Origin of the sequence: Halomonas sp. 3D7M (assembly GCF_014897885.1) — a bacterium.
Taxonomy (GTDB): domain Bacteria; phylum Pseudomonadota; class Gammaproteobacteria; order Pseudomonadales; family Halomonadaceae; genus Vreelandella.
The window spans coordinates 1-14487 of the sequence record NZ_JABUZF010000091.1 but is presented as its reverse complement, the minus strand read 5'-3'; the positions used below and the strand labels follow the sequence as shown (position 1 = coordinate 14487).

General features: G+C 52.0%; 14 protein-coding genes. 9 read left to right on the top strand and 5 right to left on the bottom strand.

Going from position 1 to position 14487, the window contains the following annotated elements; translation table 11 throughout:
• Positions 1–222 precede the first annotated feature (222 nt).
• The 5 genes from INT22_RS03580 to INT22_RS03560 form a co-directional block, all read right to left on the bottom strand.
• Positions 223–600 carry a hypothetical protein gene (locus INT22_RS03580; RefSeq protein ID WP_193067701.1) on the bottom strand — a complete coding sequence of 126 codons (378 nt, stop codon included), beginning with the start codon at positions 598–600 and terminating at the stop codon, positions 223–225.
• Positions 601–677: 77 nt separating this feature from the next.
• Complete coding sequence (gene hemL / locus INT22_RS03575) at positions 678–1958, bottom strand: glutamate-1-semialdehyde 2,1-aminomutase (protein ID WP_038479904.1); 1281 nt, start codon at positions 1956–1958, stop codon at positions 678–680.
• 36 nt (positions 1959–1994) lie between these two features.
• Entirely contained in the window at positions 1995–2804 is an 810-nt protein-coding gene (thiD, locus tag INT22_RS03570; protein WP_038479901.1) for a bifunctional hydroxymethylpyrimidine kinase/phosphomethylpyrimidine kinase, read from the bottom strand.
• A complete protein-coding gene (gene hemJ, locus INT22_RS03565) occupies positions 2804–3235 on the bottom strand; it encodes a protoporphyrinogen oxidase HemJ (RefSeq protein WP_038479899.1) in 432 nt (143 codons plus the stop codon). Before hemJ ends, thiD begins: the two co-directional genes overlap by 1 nt.
• Before the next feature lie 22 nt (positions 3236–3257).
• Positions 3258–5048: a chloride channel protein gene (locus INT22_RS03560; RefSeq protein ID WP_193067700.1), complete on the bottom strand. Its 1791-nt coding sequence runs from the start codon at positions 5046–5048 to the stop codon at positions 3258–3260.
• A gap of 198 nt (positions 5049–5246) precedes the next feature.
• On the opposite strand from INT22_RS03560, the gene argC reads away from it, so the two are divergent.
• The 9 genes from argC to INT22_RS03515 all read left to right on the top strand — a co-directional run bounded on the left by argC (position 5247) and on the right by INT22_RS03515 (position 14165).
• Positions 5247–6281 carry an N-acetyl-gamma-glutamyl-phosphate reductase gene (gene argC / locus INT22_RS03555; RefSeq protein ID WP_193067699.1) on the top strand — a complete coding sequence of 345 codons (1035 nt, stop codon included), beginning with the start codon at positions 5247–5249 and terminating at the stop codon, positions 6279–6281.
• Between the two features lie 215 nt (positions 6282–6496).
• Positions 6497–6850 carry an iron-sulfur cluster insertion protein ErpA gene (gene erpA, locus INT22_RS03550; protein ID WP_038479889.1) on the top strand — a complete coding sequence of 118 codons (354 nt, stop codon included), beginning with the start codon at positions 6497–6499 and terminating at the stop codon, positions 6848–6850.
• Positions 6851–6999: 149 nt separating this feature from the next.
• Positions 7000–7770, top strand: coding sequence for a transporter substrate-binding domain-containing protein (locus INT22_RS03545; protein ID WP_038479887.1), 771 nt, complete (start codon positions 7000–7002; stop codon positions 7768–7770).
• Positions 7771–7868: 98 nt separating this feature from the next.
• The gene (locus INT22_RS03540; protein ID WP_120386006.1) at positions 7869–8540 is read left to right on the top strand and encodes an amino acid ABC transporter permease; all 672 of its coding nucleotides are present in this window, start codon (positions 7869–7871) and stop codon (positions 8538–8540) included.
• Positions 8541–8550: 10 nt separating this feature from the next.
• Entirely contained in the window at positions 8551–9309 is a 759-nt protein-coding gene (locus INT22_RS03535; protein ID WP_038479881.1) for an amino acid ABC transporter ATP-binding protein, read from the top strand.
• 565 nt (positions 9310–9874) lie between these two features.
• Positions 9875–11779 (top strand): tRNA uridine-5-carboxymethylaminomethyl(34) synthesis enzyme MnmG, encoded by a 1905-nt coding sequence (mnmG, locus tag INT22_RS03530; RefSeq protein ID WP_193060560.1) that lies wholly within the window; start codon positions 9875–9877, stop codon positions 11777–11779.
• A complete protein-coding gene (gene rsmG, locus INT22_RS03525) occupies positions 11776–12441 on the top strand; it encodes a 16S rRNA (guanine(527)-N(7))-methyltransferase RsmG (RefSeq protein WP_193060559.1) in 666 nt (221 codons plus the stop codon). Before mnmG ends, rsmG begins: the two co-directional genes overlap by 4 nt.
• Entirely contained in the window at positions 12441–13208 is a 768-nt protein-coding gene (locus tag INT22_RS03520) for a ParA family protein (protein WP_193060558.1), read from the top strand. Before rsmG ends, INT22_RS03520 begins: the two co-directional genes overlap by 1 nt.
• Before the next feature lie 24 nt (positions 13209–13232).
• Positions 13233–14165 (top strand): ParB/RepB/Spo0J family partition protein, encoded by a 933-nt coding sequence (locus INT22_RS03515; RefSeq protein WP_193060557.1) that lies wholly within the window; start codon positions 13233–13235, stop codon positions 14163–14165.
• Positions 14166–14487 lie beyond the last annotated feature (322 nt).

The following is a 14487-nucleotide window of genomic DNA, read 5'->3' as shown; positions in this document are numbered from 1 at the left end:
AGGCAATGGTCGAGGTCCTTGGTGGAACGCCGGGGCATCGCACATGAACCAGGCCCTGCCGAGGAAATGGTTTTACGACCAGGGACTGATCTCGGTACTGGATACGGTAAGAGGGCTTAACCGTTCTTCATGAACCGCCGTGGTACGGAACCGTATGCCCGGTGGTGTGAGAGGACAGGGGAGGCGACTCCCCTTCCTACTCGATTTTTTTTTATGTAATCGTTAACGTACTGTTACCGTTAACGTGCCACCTTTTCCTTGGGTAGAGGAGCGCGAACGGTTATTTCCTTTCAAGATATCCACGTCTAAACGATCATCTTCGCTGAGCAGTTTTACCGTACCTTCAAGCGTGGTGCCTTCAAAAGTAAATTCAGCGGGTACGGTGCCGCGTGTTTCGGGGTGCTCGATAGTTTCATCGTTATGAGTGATACGCCACTGGGCTGAAAATTCCGCGCCGGGTGTGCCGCCCATGGTGATGTGGATCTGAGTCATATCCTGCTCCTGTGCGGCCATCCCCGTTAACGGTAGGCCAAGGGTGAGAACAGCGGTTAACAATATGCCGTTAAAACGTGAAGAGTGCCAAGCCGGTTGCCGTTTCATGATTTGGTTACCTCACTAACCACAAGAGCCGCTCAATAGGAGCGGCTCTTGCAGTGTAGCAGGCGCTTTACTTTATGTTACATAACGGCAAAGGCTTTTTCTGCAGCATCCAACGTTAGCTGAATATCTTCTGGCGTGTGGGCACTCGACATAAAGCCAGCTTCATAGGCAGAAGGTGCGAGATACACACCGTGATCAAGCATAGCACCAAAGAAGCGGCGGAAAGCATCGGGGTTGCAAGCAGTGGCTTGAGCGAAGTTATCCACACGGGATTGCGACGTAAAGAAAACGCCAAACATGCCACCTGCGGATTGGGTCATCATCGGTACGCGTGCAGCGTTGGCACGCTCTTGCAAGCCGGTACACAACGTTTGCACCCGTTGAGTCAGCGCATCATGGAAACCAGGCACCTTTAGTTTGGTTAGCAGAGCAACCCCTGCAGCCATGGCCAGCGGGTTACCGGACAGCGTACCCGCTTGGTAAACCGGCCCCAGCGGCGAGATATTCTGCATAATTTCTTGTTTACCGCCAAACGCCCCAACGGGCATGCCACCACCAACAATTTTACCTAAGCAGGTAAGGTCAGGCGTTACACCGTAATGTGCCTGAGCGCCACCTAAAGCGACGCGAAAACCGGTCATGACTTCATCAAAAATCAAAATACTGCCGGATTCATTGCACACCCGGCGCAACGTTTCCAGGAAACCCGGCTGGGGAGGAATGCAGTTCATATTACCCGCGACCGGCTCCACGATAATGCAGGCAATTTGCTCTCCGATCTCTGCAAAGCACGCCTCCACCCCTTCAGGATCGTTATAGGAAAGCGTGATGGTGTGCTCAGCCAGTGATGCGGGTACACCTGGCGAGCTAGGTTCCCCGTGGGTTAACGCACCTGAACCCGCTTTGACGAGCAATGAATCCGAGTGGCCGTGATAGTTACCTTCAAACTTGACGATTTTGTCGCGCCCCGTTGTTCCGCGCGCAAGGCGAATGGCCGACATCGTCGCTTCGGTGCCCGAGCTAGTCATACGCACCATTTCCATGGAAGGAATCATTTCACAGATCAGATCAGCCATGGTGGTTTCGACAGCGGTCGGCGTACCAAAGGAGAGGCCGTTATCTAACCGTGCTCGCACGGCGGCCAGTACATCCTGATCGGCATGCCCAGTGATCATCGGTCCCCATGAGCCGATATAGTCTACGTAGCGGTTACCTTCCACATCGAATAAGTAGGCGCCCTGAGCACGTTCCATAAAAACAGGCGGGCGATGGAGGCCTTTAAAAGCACGAACAGGGGAGTTAACACCACCCGGAATGTGACGACTGGCGAGGTCAAACAGTTCTGCAGATGTGGTCATGGCATCCTCAACATTAATGGCTTACTGCCAATGAGATCAAAAGCGTACGGGGCGTGGCAAGCGTTTCGGTAAACACTGTCCGCTAGGAGGCTGATAACCATGAGACAAACTCTCCCAGGTAAAGTGCTGAGCTTGCTCACAGGCGGTTGGTAAGCGCTCACCAACGGCTAAACGAGCCGCAAGCGCTGAGGCTAATGTACAGCCTGATCCGTGAAATACTTCAGGCAAGCGTGGCCACTGCCATTGGCGCGTGGTGTCAGGAGAGTGCAGCGTATGCACAACCTGTTGCGTATTACCCGGGAGTGGATCGTCGGTGGCGGTCACAAGGACACCTTGGCAACCCTGCGCCAGCAACGCAACAGCACGTGCCGTGTCATCCAAAGGGTCGGTTATCTCAGGCGTCAGTGCAGCAAGCTCAAACCGATTGGGCGTTACTATATCCACAAGCGGTAATAAACGATCTATATAAAGTTGCTGCAAAGCGGGTGTGGATAACTTAGCGCCGCCACCTGCTTTTAATACCGGATCTGCGACGACGGGGATTCCTGGAAAACGGCGGATAATTTGTTCCGCTGCACGCAGCGTCGCCTCATCAGCCAACAGCCCCAACTTAATAGCCGCAATTTGCATATCACCTAACGCTTCCGCCATTTGCCGCATTGCAGCAGGATCTGCAGGCAGGGTGCGTATCACGTTATGGCAATTTTGAACGGTCAGTGCGGTTGGAATGGTGACTGCCCAGCCACCACAGGCAGCTATCGCTTCGCTATCAGCCACTAACCCAGCCCCCCCGGTGGGGTCATGGCCAGCTAACACTAAAACAACGGGAGGAAGAGGATGGCGCATCAAAAGGGCTTCACCACCGCCAGGATAATAATCGCGATTAACGCAATCACGGGCGCTTCGTTAAACCAGCGGAAAAACACATGGCTTTTGGTGCAACGGGCTTGATCAAACTGCTTCAAATAAATTAAGCAAACATGGTGGTAAGCGATTAACAGAGCGACAAGCGTCAGCTTAGCGTGCATCCAACCTTGGCTAAACCAAGCGGGCACGAGATAAAGCATCCAGCCACCAAAGATCAGCACAATGATCATCGATGGCGTCATAATTCCACGGTACAACTTACGCTCCATGGTTTTAAAGTAAGTGATCGCTTGCTCATCGCCTGTGTCCCGCGCCATGGCGTGGTAAACATACAGTCGCGGTAAATAAAATAACGCGGCAAACCAGGTAACAACCGCCATCAAATGAATGGCCTTTACCCATAAATACATGGTCTCTCCTTAGGCGTTGGGCTCATTGCTGGGAATCAGCACCGCGGGGGTCAGTGTAGTGATAATAACGTTCGATAGCGCCACGCGTAATGATACCTGAAATTCGCTGCTGCTTTGGCCGATAACCATGCACGACATAGAGTGCGCCTAGCGCATTGTCCTGAAGTTTTAGAAACGCTTCCGATAGCGTTGCTTGTAATCCGATAGGTGCCATTTCAAGCCGCTGCCCAGGGATCTCAAGCAAATCAATGAACTCGTCTTCTGGTGGGGCTTCGTCTTGCAGCGCTTCATCATGCTCCAGTAACCAACGCGCAAGCTCTGCGGCTTTAAGCGCCAGCACTGGTTTTTCTGCACTGGAGCGCTCAATCACTAGCCACACGGGATTCGTTTCCAACAGACGCCGTGCCTGATCAGGCGTAATCATTCGATCTGTGCGTACTAAGTGGCGCTCCATTACCGCTGGCACCGATACTCGCGAAAGCGCCTGCATTAAAGGCTGCTGTAACGGATGCAAGCCGTAGCGCACCGTGCTAATAAAAAAGCCCTCACAACCGGTAAGCTGACGAGATGTTAGGCAGGCAACCACCACAACGAGCATGCCAGGCAACATGATATGCGGCGAATGCGTTAGTTCAAGCAACGCCATCAAAGCGGCAAGCGGTGCTTGCAATACCGCGCCCATCATTGCCGCCATGCCCAGCATGGCATAAATGCCGGGGTCTGCCGCTTTATCTGGCCATACCCAACCGCCCAGCATTCCCCCTAGGGCACCAGTAGCAGCGCCTACCACCAAGATGGGGCCAATAATGCCGATTGGTACACCACCTGCCACGGTAATGGCAGTAATCAATAACTTAGCGATCATCAACGCCAACAACACAGTAATGGCCAGCTGATTATTCAACATAGCCGCAACGCTGTCGTAACCAATGCCTTGTACTTCAGGAAACCACCACGCAACAGCGCCCGTTATCACCCCGACGGCACCTAACCTAAGCCATAGTGGCCACTGCTGTAAGTACTGGCTACGCGAAAGATGAATAAATACGCCCGCTAATAGGCCAATCACCAAACCAATAATGACCACCCAAGGCACATTCATTAACGAACCTAGGGCAACTTCAGGAATGCGAAACGCCGGTTCGTTGCCATACACCAATTGAGCGACCAGAGCCCCCATGGTAGAGGCGAGTATCACCGGCATAAAGCTCATCAGGGTGTATTCCATCATCACCACTTCCATGGCGAAAATCACCCCTGCGATTGGCGTATTAAATGATGCAGATATACCTGCCGCCGTACCGCAAGCAACTAGCACCCGTAAACTGTTATTGGGCAAGCGAAGCTTGAGACCTAGACCACTGGAGGCCGCTGCGCCCAGATGAATGGCAGGGCCTTCACGTCCTGCGGAGAGGCCACCCAGCACAGACACAACGCCCACCCACCACTGGTTAAGCCAGTTGCGCATAGGGAAACGTCCCTGATGATAGGTGAGACGCTCAATAACATGGCCAACACCTAACTTACGGGCAGCGGCCTTTTGCCGATAGAGCAGCGTGCCAATCAGCGTCACGGCAATTATCGGCAGCAGCGCACGAAGCCATGGCGCGAGCCCTTCAAAGGCCTCAGGATTGCCCTCAGGCATATAAAGGGCAGCACCTACCTCTAGCAATAAGCGAAAAGCCACCATCACCGCGCCTGTGATCACCCCAGACACTAACCCCAGCACACACAGCTGAGGCAGGGCATCAACATTCGCCAGCTGGCGACGAAAACTTTCCAAGGTGAAATCTGACCGGGAAAAACGTGCCACAACGTCCGTCCTTGCGCCTATTATTCGCTTTTACGCATCATGTTCGCGTTAGTGAACATATGCCTGTTTCCCTATAGCGCTCTTACGCGCCTGCTCTCTTGTGTATCATAGCTAGCTACAGTTCAACAGCCTGAGGTATCTCATTAGGCTGTTAATTATTGTTGGGTCTGACTGTGCGTAATGCGCAAGGAGTGGTTTGTGATTAAGGTTGGCATTGTGGGCGGTACCGGCTATACCGGCGTTGAGCTGTTACGGTTACTTGCCCAGCATCCTCAGGTAAGCGTAGAAGCCATTACCTCGCGCTCGGAAGCAGGCGTGAAGGTATGCGATATGTATCCCAACCTGCGCGGCCACTATGACGCCCTCACGTTTAGCGAGCCAGACGCCAAGAAACTGGGTGCACTGGATGCGGTGTTCTTTGCGACACCCCACGGGGTCGCCCATGCACTAGCAGGCGAACTGCTCGACAATGGCACGCGAGTAATCGACTTATCTGCGGATTTCCGGCTGCGCGACGCCGCCGAATGGAGCCAGTGGTACGACCAGCCCCATGGCGCCCCGGAACTGCTAAAAGAAGCCGTGTATGGCCTGCCAGAAATGCATCGTGAGAAAATCAAAAAGGCCCGCTTAATTGCCGTACCAGGATGCTACCCAACGGCTGTTCAACTCGGCTATCTGCCGCTTTTGGAAGCTGGTTTGATTGACGCAAGCCAGTTAATCGCTGACTGCAAATCAGGCGTTACCGGCGCAGGCCGTGGTGCCAAAGTTGCCTCGCTGCTAGCCGAGGCCAGCGAATCGATGAAAGCCTACGGTGCGTCCGGACATCGCCATTTGCCTGAAATTCGTCAAGGCTTGAGCGATATGCAGTCAAACGCCGTAGGGCTTACCTTTGTGCCGCACTTAACGCCGATGATCCGCGGCATTCATGCCACGCTCTATAGTACCCTGACTGAAGAGCCGGGCGATTTACAGGCACTCTTTGAGCAGCGTTACGCTCACGAGCCGTTTGTTGACGTCATGCCTGCAGGCAGCCATCCGGAAACTCGCAGCGTCAAAGGCAACAATACCTGCCGTATCGCTGTTCACCGTCCTGGTAATGGCAATACCGTAGTCGTGCTCTCGGTCATTGATAACCTCGTTAAAGGCGCATCAGGCCAAGCGATTCAAAACCTCAACCTCATGTTTGGCTTTGACGAAAATATGGGCCTCAACGCCCCAGCGTTGATGCCTTGAATCACACCAAATACCAGCATGCAGAGGGCAGCTCAAAGAGGAGGTCATTTGCCAGGGAAGGCAAATGTAGCGTCCAAGGAAGGATTCAAAGCGCCTCCTCGGCGAGCTACCCTCTGCTTGATACCCCAACACAATAGTTGACCATTTTGCTGGGAATTACCCATAATCACACTCCGATGCCGATTATTCGTTCTTAAAGCTCGCGGGAGGTACCCATGAGCGGTGCAGAAGCTTTTGTTCCAACGCCTCTACTATTGTCTGATAGTGCTCGGAAACGCATCCAAGCACTTATAGCAGAAGAGGCTAACCCTGCGCTGAAACTCCGCGTTTATGTCACCGGTGGTGGCTGCTCGGGGTTCCAGTATGGGTTTGATTTTGCTGAAAACGTGGCCGAAGACGACACGTTAATTGAATTTGGCGATGCGATCCTCGTCGTCGATCCTCTCTCCTACCAATACTTGGTGGGTTCAACCATTGACTATGAAGAAGGGTTAGCAGGTGCCCGTTTTCGTGTTCAAAACCCCAACGCTACGACCACCTGTGGCTGTGGAGCTTCCTTCATGGTCTAACCAACGTTGGTAACAACCCCCTCCCCGTGACTTGACGCCTTGGTGGTTTCTCGCCAAGGTTAAAAGGTCAATAACGGTTGCAGACGGAATTTATAAGCGTAAATCTTCTTTAAATCGCGTCGCTAACCAAATAAAACACGGGGAAACGAATGAATTACCTACTAAAAAAATCTGTCATTGCTACCGCCCTTGCACTGGGCTTAGGCAGTACCACTGTCGCGTTTGCACAAACGCCTACTGTCAATGTGGCCACTGACCCAAGCTTTGTACCGTTTGAAATGATGGATCCAGAAACTGGCGAAATGATCGGTTTCGATATGGATATCATCAACGCAGTCGCCGAACGTGCAGGCTTTGAGGTTAACCTCACCACGATGGAATTCTCTGGCATCATTCCCGCCGTCCAAACCGGCAGCCAGGAAATCGCCCTTGCAGGCATCACCATTACAGATGAGCGTGCCGAAGTTGTCGACTTCTCCGCTCCCTACTATGACTCAGGTCTGCAAATTATCGTGCGCGCCGACAACGAAGAGGTCTCTTCACTTGAGGACCTAGCGGGTCTCACCATTGCCACCAAAATCGGCTCTACCAGCTACGACTTCCTTCAACAGGAACTCGGTGAAGATGCCGACATTACTCCCTATCCAGGCACCGCCGATATGTACATGGCGCTGTTAGGGCGCAACGTTGATGCCGTGCTGTACGACGCCCCTAACGTTGCCTACTTCTCACAAACCCGTGGCGAAGGCCGTACCAAAGTGGTTGGCCCGCTGTATGAAGGCCAGCAGTACGGTATCGTTTTCCATAAAGGCAGCGAGTGGGTAGAGCCTACCAACGAAGCACTTGCTTCCATGCGCGAAGACGGCACCTATGATGAAATCTACACAAAGTGGTTTGGTGAAGCCCCCAGCGCTGAATAACATCGCTGTTCGCTATCACTAACGAGCGCTTTTCATCTCAGGGCCGGGCGGCTATTCCCCCGGCCCTGTGTCGTTGTTTATTTTTCTGGAGATAACGCGTGGACGTTAACTTTCAGTTTGATTGGTCGGCCGCATTTGGGTCGATCCCATATCTGCTACCAGGTATTCCTTGGACGCTGCTTATATCATTCGGCGGCCTAGCGATCGGCTTCTTTATTGGCATATTCTTTGGTTTATTGCGTATTAGCCCAGTGCGCTGGCTACGCTGGCCAGCAGTTTTATACGTCGAAGTGTTTCGCGGCACGCCCATTTTAGTGCAGGTTCTGTTTATCTTTTATGGCTTACCCCAATTGCTGGGAGGCCCGATCAACGCACTCGTTGCCGGCATTGCCGCGATCGCCATTAATTCAGGGGCTTATATCTCTGAAATTGTACGAGGGGGTGTGCAGTCTATCGAACGTGGCCAGCGAGAAGCATCGCTTTCGCTAGGCTTGTCTCGAACTCAAGCTTTTCGCTACGTGATTTGGCCCCAAGCCCTACGGCGCATGATTCCTCCACTGGGTAACCAGGGCATCATCAGTATCAAAGATACCTCGCTATTTTCTGTTATCGGGGTCGGTGAATTAGTCCGCCAAGGGCAAATTTATATTGCCACTACCTTTACCGCACTAGAGGTCTATTTCATGGTGGCGCTGATGTACCTTGCCATCACCTGGACTCTCTCTTTGATTCTGCGCCAAATTGAGCGCAGAGGCCTCGCAGGACAATAAGGAACGTGCAATGACCTCTACCCAATCGCCAATTGTGCGTATGCAGCAGCTCAATAAGCATTTTGGCAGCCTGCACGTACTCAATAATGTTGATCTTGAAATTGTGCCTGGTGAAGTCGTCGTTATCATCGGTGCCAGTGGCTCTGGTAAATCAACGCTCATCCGCTGTATTAACGGCTTAGAAGAGTTTCAAGCCGGCTCTCTTGATGTTGATGGCAACCAATTACTGCCCAACGGTAAAAGCAGTAAAGCGCTACAAACTATCCGTACTGAAGTCGGCATGGTGTTTCAGCAGTTCAACCTTTTTCCCCACTTGAGCGTGCGCGACAACGTTACCCTTGCGCCCATGAAAGTGCGGGGGTGGAGCCGCCAAGATGCCGAAGAGACCGCTGAACGACTGTTAGAGCGCGTTGGTATTGCCGACCAAGCAGATAAGTACCCAAGCCAGCTCTCGGGTGGGCAGCAGCAGCGTGTGGCGTTAGCCCGGGCGTTAGCCATGGAACCCCGCCTGATGCTGTTTGACGAGCCTACATCAGCGCTTGACCCTGAAATGATTGGTGAAGTGCTGGATGCCATGCGTGAACTTGCCAAAGAAGGCATGACCATGGTGATAGTGACCCATGAAATGGGCTTTGCCCGTGAAGTGGCAGATCGCGTTATTTTTATCCATAAAGGCGAAATTGCCGAACAAGGCCCTCCCGAGCAACTGTTCGATACGCCACAACATGAGCGAACACAATCCTTTCTTGCACGTGTTTTGAAGCATTAATGTCGGAATTAATCTGACTTTTTTGCCCATTTTTGCCCCGTTAAATGGCCTGTCACCGCGACAGGCCATTTTTTTTGCCTGTGGATACTATTTTTTACACGCTCCATCATATCGCTCTACGACGCCTAGCATGAGCGCTAACCAGGTCTTTTTAAGCTACCAATCGCACTTGTTCACAGGTGCGGTAACAAACTCGGTATGGGTCGGTGGATAACCCGTTGTCTGTCATGCCTGTGTGTAAGTCGCACTTTCATCCACAGGAGTAGCACCGCTTCTACGCAGCTACTCCTCCGTTTAATCATGTAAAAACTAACAATTTAAGCAACTGAAATATATTAGCTTATTTGGGTTATCAACAGATTTTGTCCACACCAGTAGTTACAACATCAACAGTACTTCTCTTATATATTTTTATTTTGTTATTAATAATAGATGGATGCTTAGCTTGGGGTGTGGAAAAACCTGACGGTTACCCACAGGAGGTTTATACTGGCGGGCTTACTCAATCAGTGAACCAATACTGACTCACATCATCCGTGCCAAACGGCGCAAGACGAGGTGCCTCTTGAACTATCCCAACCGCTTTGACGTGATTGTCATCGGCGGTGGCCATGCGGGAACTGAAGCCGCATTGGCCTCTGCTCGTATGGGTTGTCAAACCCTATTGCTAACCCACAACATCGAAACGCTCGGCCAAATGTCGTGCAATCCAGCGATTGGTGGGATTGGCAAAAGCCACCTGGTAAAAGAAATTGATGCACTCGGTGGTGCAATGGGGCTAGCCACGGACTTAGGCGGCATCCAGTTTCGGGTATTGAACGCTCGTAAAGGTCCAGCCGTTCGAGCAACACGTGCTCAAGCAGACCGAATTCGCTACAAAGCTGCTATTCGGGGAATGCTGGAAAACCAGCCGAACTTAACCATTTTTCAGCAAGCCGCTGGCGATCTGATTGTGGATAACAACACCGTTCGAGGCGTTGTGACCGAAACGGGCATCCGCTTCCATGCGGAGTCCGTTGTGCTGTCAACCGGCACCTTTTTGGGTGGCGTTATCCACATTGGGTTAGATCAAAGCCGCGGTGGCCGCGCCGGTGACCCGCCGTCCAACGCGCTAGCTGAGCGCTTACGCGCACTACCGTTTCGCGTCGATCGGCTAAAAACCGGGACGCCTCCACGAATTGATGCCAAAACTGTTGACTTCACATCGTTGGAAGAACAACCAGGTGACACCCCAACGCCGGTTATGTCATACCTTGGTTCACGGGAGATGCACCCACAGCAGGTGAGTTGCCACATAGCGCACACCAATGAGCGCACCCATGAAATCATCATGGCGAACCTTGATCGCTCGCCTATGTATTCCGGTGTGATCGAAGGTGTTGGTCCGCGATACTGCCCATCGATTGAAGACAAAGTTCACCGCTTTGCCGACAAATCAAACCATCAGGTATTTATCGAGCCTGAAGGGTTGGATACCCATGAGCTGTATCCCAACGGAATCTCGACGTCGTTGCCTTTCGATGTTCAGCTACAAGTAGTTCGCTCAATTAAAGGGTTAGAAAACGCTCATATCACACGGCCTGGCTACGCTATTGAGTACGACTTTTTTGATCCCCGGGATTTAAAACACTCCCTGGAAACTAAATTTATCCACAACCTGTTTTTTGCCGGACAAATTAACGGTACTACCGGCTACGAAGAGGCTGGGGCTCAAGGGTTGCTAGCAGGCTTGAATGCCGCTCGCCGCGCCAAACAGTTTGAGGCGTGGCATCCTCGCCGTGATGAAGCTTATCTCGGTGTGTTGGTGGATGACCTGATTACTATGGGCACCAAAGAGCCCTACCGCATGTTTACCTCGCGTGCGGAATACCGTCTGCTGCTACGCGAAGACAATGCTGATCTACGTTTAACGGAAAAAGGGCGTGAGCTTGGCTTAGTCGATGACAAACGTTGGGCGTTGTTTAGCCAGAAACGCGAAGCCATCGAGCGTGAAACAGCACGCTTAGCTACTGTTTGGGTGCAGCCCAATACACCAGCCGCCGCGAAAATTGCTGAAAAAACCGGTAGGCCGCTTCCCCGAGAATACTGTTTAAGTGATTTGTTAAAGCGCCCAGAGCTTAGCTATGCAGATATTACATCGCTGCCTGGCATTGAAAGTGGCGATGTTGACGATGAAGCGGTTGCCGAGCAAGTACAAATTCAAGCGAAATACCAGGGTTATATCGACCGTCAACAGGATGAGATCGATAAGCTCAAGCGCCATGAAGCAACACCGCTGCCAGCCGAGTTGGACTATCAACGGGTTGAAGGGTTATCCAATGAAATTCGCCAAAAGCTTAGTGAAACGCGCCCTGAAACCCTGGCGCAGGCGGCTAGAATTTCAGGCGTGACCCCTGCAGCGGTCTCTATTCTGCTAATACATTTGAAAAAACGTCGCTTAGTCAGTACTACCGAGGTCGTTAACGGATGAGTCAATTAACGCCGTTGATTAACAGCTTGCCTGAAACCGTTGCCCCTCGGTTAGAAGAAGGATTATCAGCACTAGGAGCCACTGTAACCCCCCAACAGCGCGAACAGCTGCTAGGCTTGCTCGCGCTGTTGCACAAGTGGAATCAGGCTTATAACCTCACCGCTGTACGCGATGTTGAAGAGATGGTCTCACGGCACGTGTTGGATAGTGCTGCTGTCGCACCTTATGTTCATGGGCCACAGATACTTGATGTAGGCGCTGGCCCCGGTTTGCCCGGCCTTGTGCTTGCTATCATGAAGCCTGAACTGCAGGTAACGCTACTCGATAGCAATGGCAAAAAAGTTCGCTTTCAACGTCAAGCAGTGATGGAGTTAGCGTTGACCAACGTCACGCCAACCCAAGCGCGTGTCGAGCAATTCAATGGCCAGACGTTTGATCAAGTGATTTCCCGAGCCTTTGCCAGCTTGGTAGACTTTATCTCGCTAACCCGAGCGCTACCGGCAGCTCATGGGCAGTGGCTTGCTATGAAAGGCCCAGGCGCTGATGATGAACTGCGGGAGTTGCCCGCCTATGTTGAGCTCCAGGCGCGTCACCTACTGCGTGTACCCTTCGAGACGGCCGAGCGGCAGCTGTTGATTCTGACCCCAAAAGGAGTTGAGTAGTGAGCCAGATCATTGCCCTGACCAACCAAAAAGGCGGTGTGGGCAAGTCCACTTCAGCCGTTAATCTCGCCGCCAGTTTGGCAGCACTTGATCGTCGTATCTTGCTGGTAGACTTAGACCCACAAGGGCATGCCAGCATGGGCAGTGGCATCGACAAGTACGCACTCGAAAAAAGTGTACTTGATGTGTTGCTGGGAGAAACAACCGCAAGCGATGCCATTGTTCGCGGACTTCCAGTGAAATACGACGTCCTACCAGGTAATGGCGACTTAACAGCCGCTGAAGTAGAGCTGCTCGATAGTGACCAGCGGCAAAGTCGTTTGTCGTTAGCACTGCAGACGGTGGCAGATGACTATGATGTCGTCCTCATTGACTGCCCGCCGTCGCTGAATATGCTTACCGTGAATGCGTTGACAGCCGCCAATGGTGTGCTTATTCCCTTGCAGTGTGAATTTTACGCATTGGAAGGGCTATCAGCGCTGCTGGATACTGTTGAGCAGATTAAACAGAGCGTTAATCCTGATCTAGCCGTTTCTGGCATTCTGCGTACTATGTACGACAAGCGCACCAGTTTGACGCGTGAAGTCGACAAACAGCTGAGAGATTTTTTTGGCGATGCGCTGTTAAAAACAACCATTCCGCGCAATGTGAAGGTTGCTGAAGCACCAAGCCATGGCTTACCTGTTACTCAATACGCGCGTTTTTCGCGAGGTAGTCAGGCTTATCGTGTGCTAGCAAAAGAGATGATCCGGCGGCTATCGCTGTAACGTAAAAAGTACGAGGGGAAGCGAATGACGCGTAAACGCGCGCTAGGACGTGGCCTGGATGCCCTGATTGGTGCGGGCGCCCGTCGTCGTGACAGTTTAGATCTTACCGGTGGCGTGACGCTGGATAGTGCAGACACGTCACTGTTGCCTGCAGCACCAACGGAAGAAGCGGCGGCTGAACGGCTAGAACGGTTACCTCTTGGCCAACTTACCCGTGGTAAATATCAGCCGCGTCGGGATATTCAGCCAGAAGCATTAGAAGAGCTTGCCGATTCCATTCGTGCACAAGGGGTGATGCAGCCTATTGTGGTTCGCCCAGTGGGTGAAAACCGCTATGAAATTATCGCGGGTGAACGCCGCTGGCGTGCTGCGCAGTTGGCTGAATTAGATGTTATTCCCGCCGTTATTCGCGATGTCAGTGATGAAGTAGCACTTGCTCTGGCGCTGATTGAAAATATTCAGCGTGAAAACCTTAATGCCATTGAAGAAGCACTTGCCTTAAAGCGCCTTGGCGATGAGTTTGAGCTTACCCAGCAGCAAATTGCTGATGCAGTTGGTAAATCACGCACTCAAGTCGCCAATTTATTACGTTTGTTAGCGTTAGATCCTGAAGTGCAAACACTGCTGGAACGTGGCGATTTAGATATGGGACATGCGCGAGCCCTGCTATCGCTTACCAGTACCCAGCAACGCCAAATTGCCCATGAAGTGGTCAATAATGATTTGACCGTTCGTGACACAGAAGCGTTGGTTAAAAAAGTACAAGTTAACCAGACGCCTACCCAGACACCGCCACGTACTGCTAAAACACCGGATGTTGCACGACTTGAAACACATCTGGGGGAATTACTTGGCGCGCCCGTCTCTATTGATCACGGGCAAAAAGGGAAGGGGAAAGTGACAATTCGTTATACCAGTCTTGAAGAGCTCGATGGGATCCTAGCGCATATTAAATAGCAGGCTTACTAAATAGGCGCTTATTTTAGCCCTTTGGTCGCAAGTCGACACTTAATCGCGCGAAATCGGCGCAACTTCGGTTGAAGGTATGATAGCGCTTCCCTATAATCGCGCAAGATTTGTGCAGGTGACGGATGATTTATTGAGCAACAAGTTGTAAGCGTGACTCATTTATTGTGCTGGGGAATCATGTGCTGAAGATCTATCTGAAGAATTATGCAGCGACTTGAGACCCAACGACGAAAAGCTTACTTCTTCAGGCTGACAGCAATTCAGCTGCTAATGACGCTAGTCGGTATGCTATTGGCTTTCCCTGTTGCTC

Excerpts from the sequence above, each read along its gene's own strand:
- thiD (WP_038479901.1), bottom strand. The coding sequence starts at position 2,804 with ATGCGCCATCCTCTTCCTCCCGTTGTTTTAGTGTTAGCTGGCCATGAC.
- rsmG (WP_193060559.1), top strand. The coding sequence starts at position 11,776 with ATGAGTCAATTAACGCCGTTGATTAACAGCTTGCCTGAAACCGTTGCC.
- INT22_RS03545 (WP_038479887.1), top strand. The coding sequence starts at position 7,000 with ATGAATTACCTACTAAAAAAATCTGTCATTGCTACCGCCCTTGCACTG.
- erpA (WP_038479889.1), top strand. The coding sequence starts at position 6,497 with ATGAGCGGTGCAGAAGCTTTTGTTCCAACGCCTCTACTATTGTCTGAT.
- INT22_RS03515 (WP_193060557.1), top strand. The coding sequence starts at position 13,233 with ATGACGCGTAAACGCGCGCTAGGACGTGGCCTGGATGCCCTGATTGGT.
- hemL (WP_038479904.1), bottom strand. The coding sequence starts at position 1,958 with ATGACCACATCTGCAGAACTGTTTGACCTCGCCAGTCGTCACATTCCG.
- hemJ (WP_038479899.1), bottom strand. The coding sequence starts at position 3,235 with ATGTATTTATGGGTAAAGGCCATTCATTTGATGGCGGTTGTTACCTGG.
- INT22_RS03535 (WP_038479881.1), top strand. The coding sequence starts at position 8,551 with ATGACCTCTACCCAATCGCCAATTGTGCGTATGCAGCAGCTCAATAAG.
- INT22_RS03580 (WP_193067701.1), bottom strand. The coding sequence starts at position 600 with ATGAAACGGCAACCGGCTTGGCACTCTTCACGTTTTAACGGCATATTG.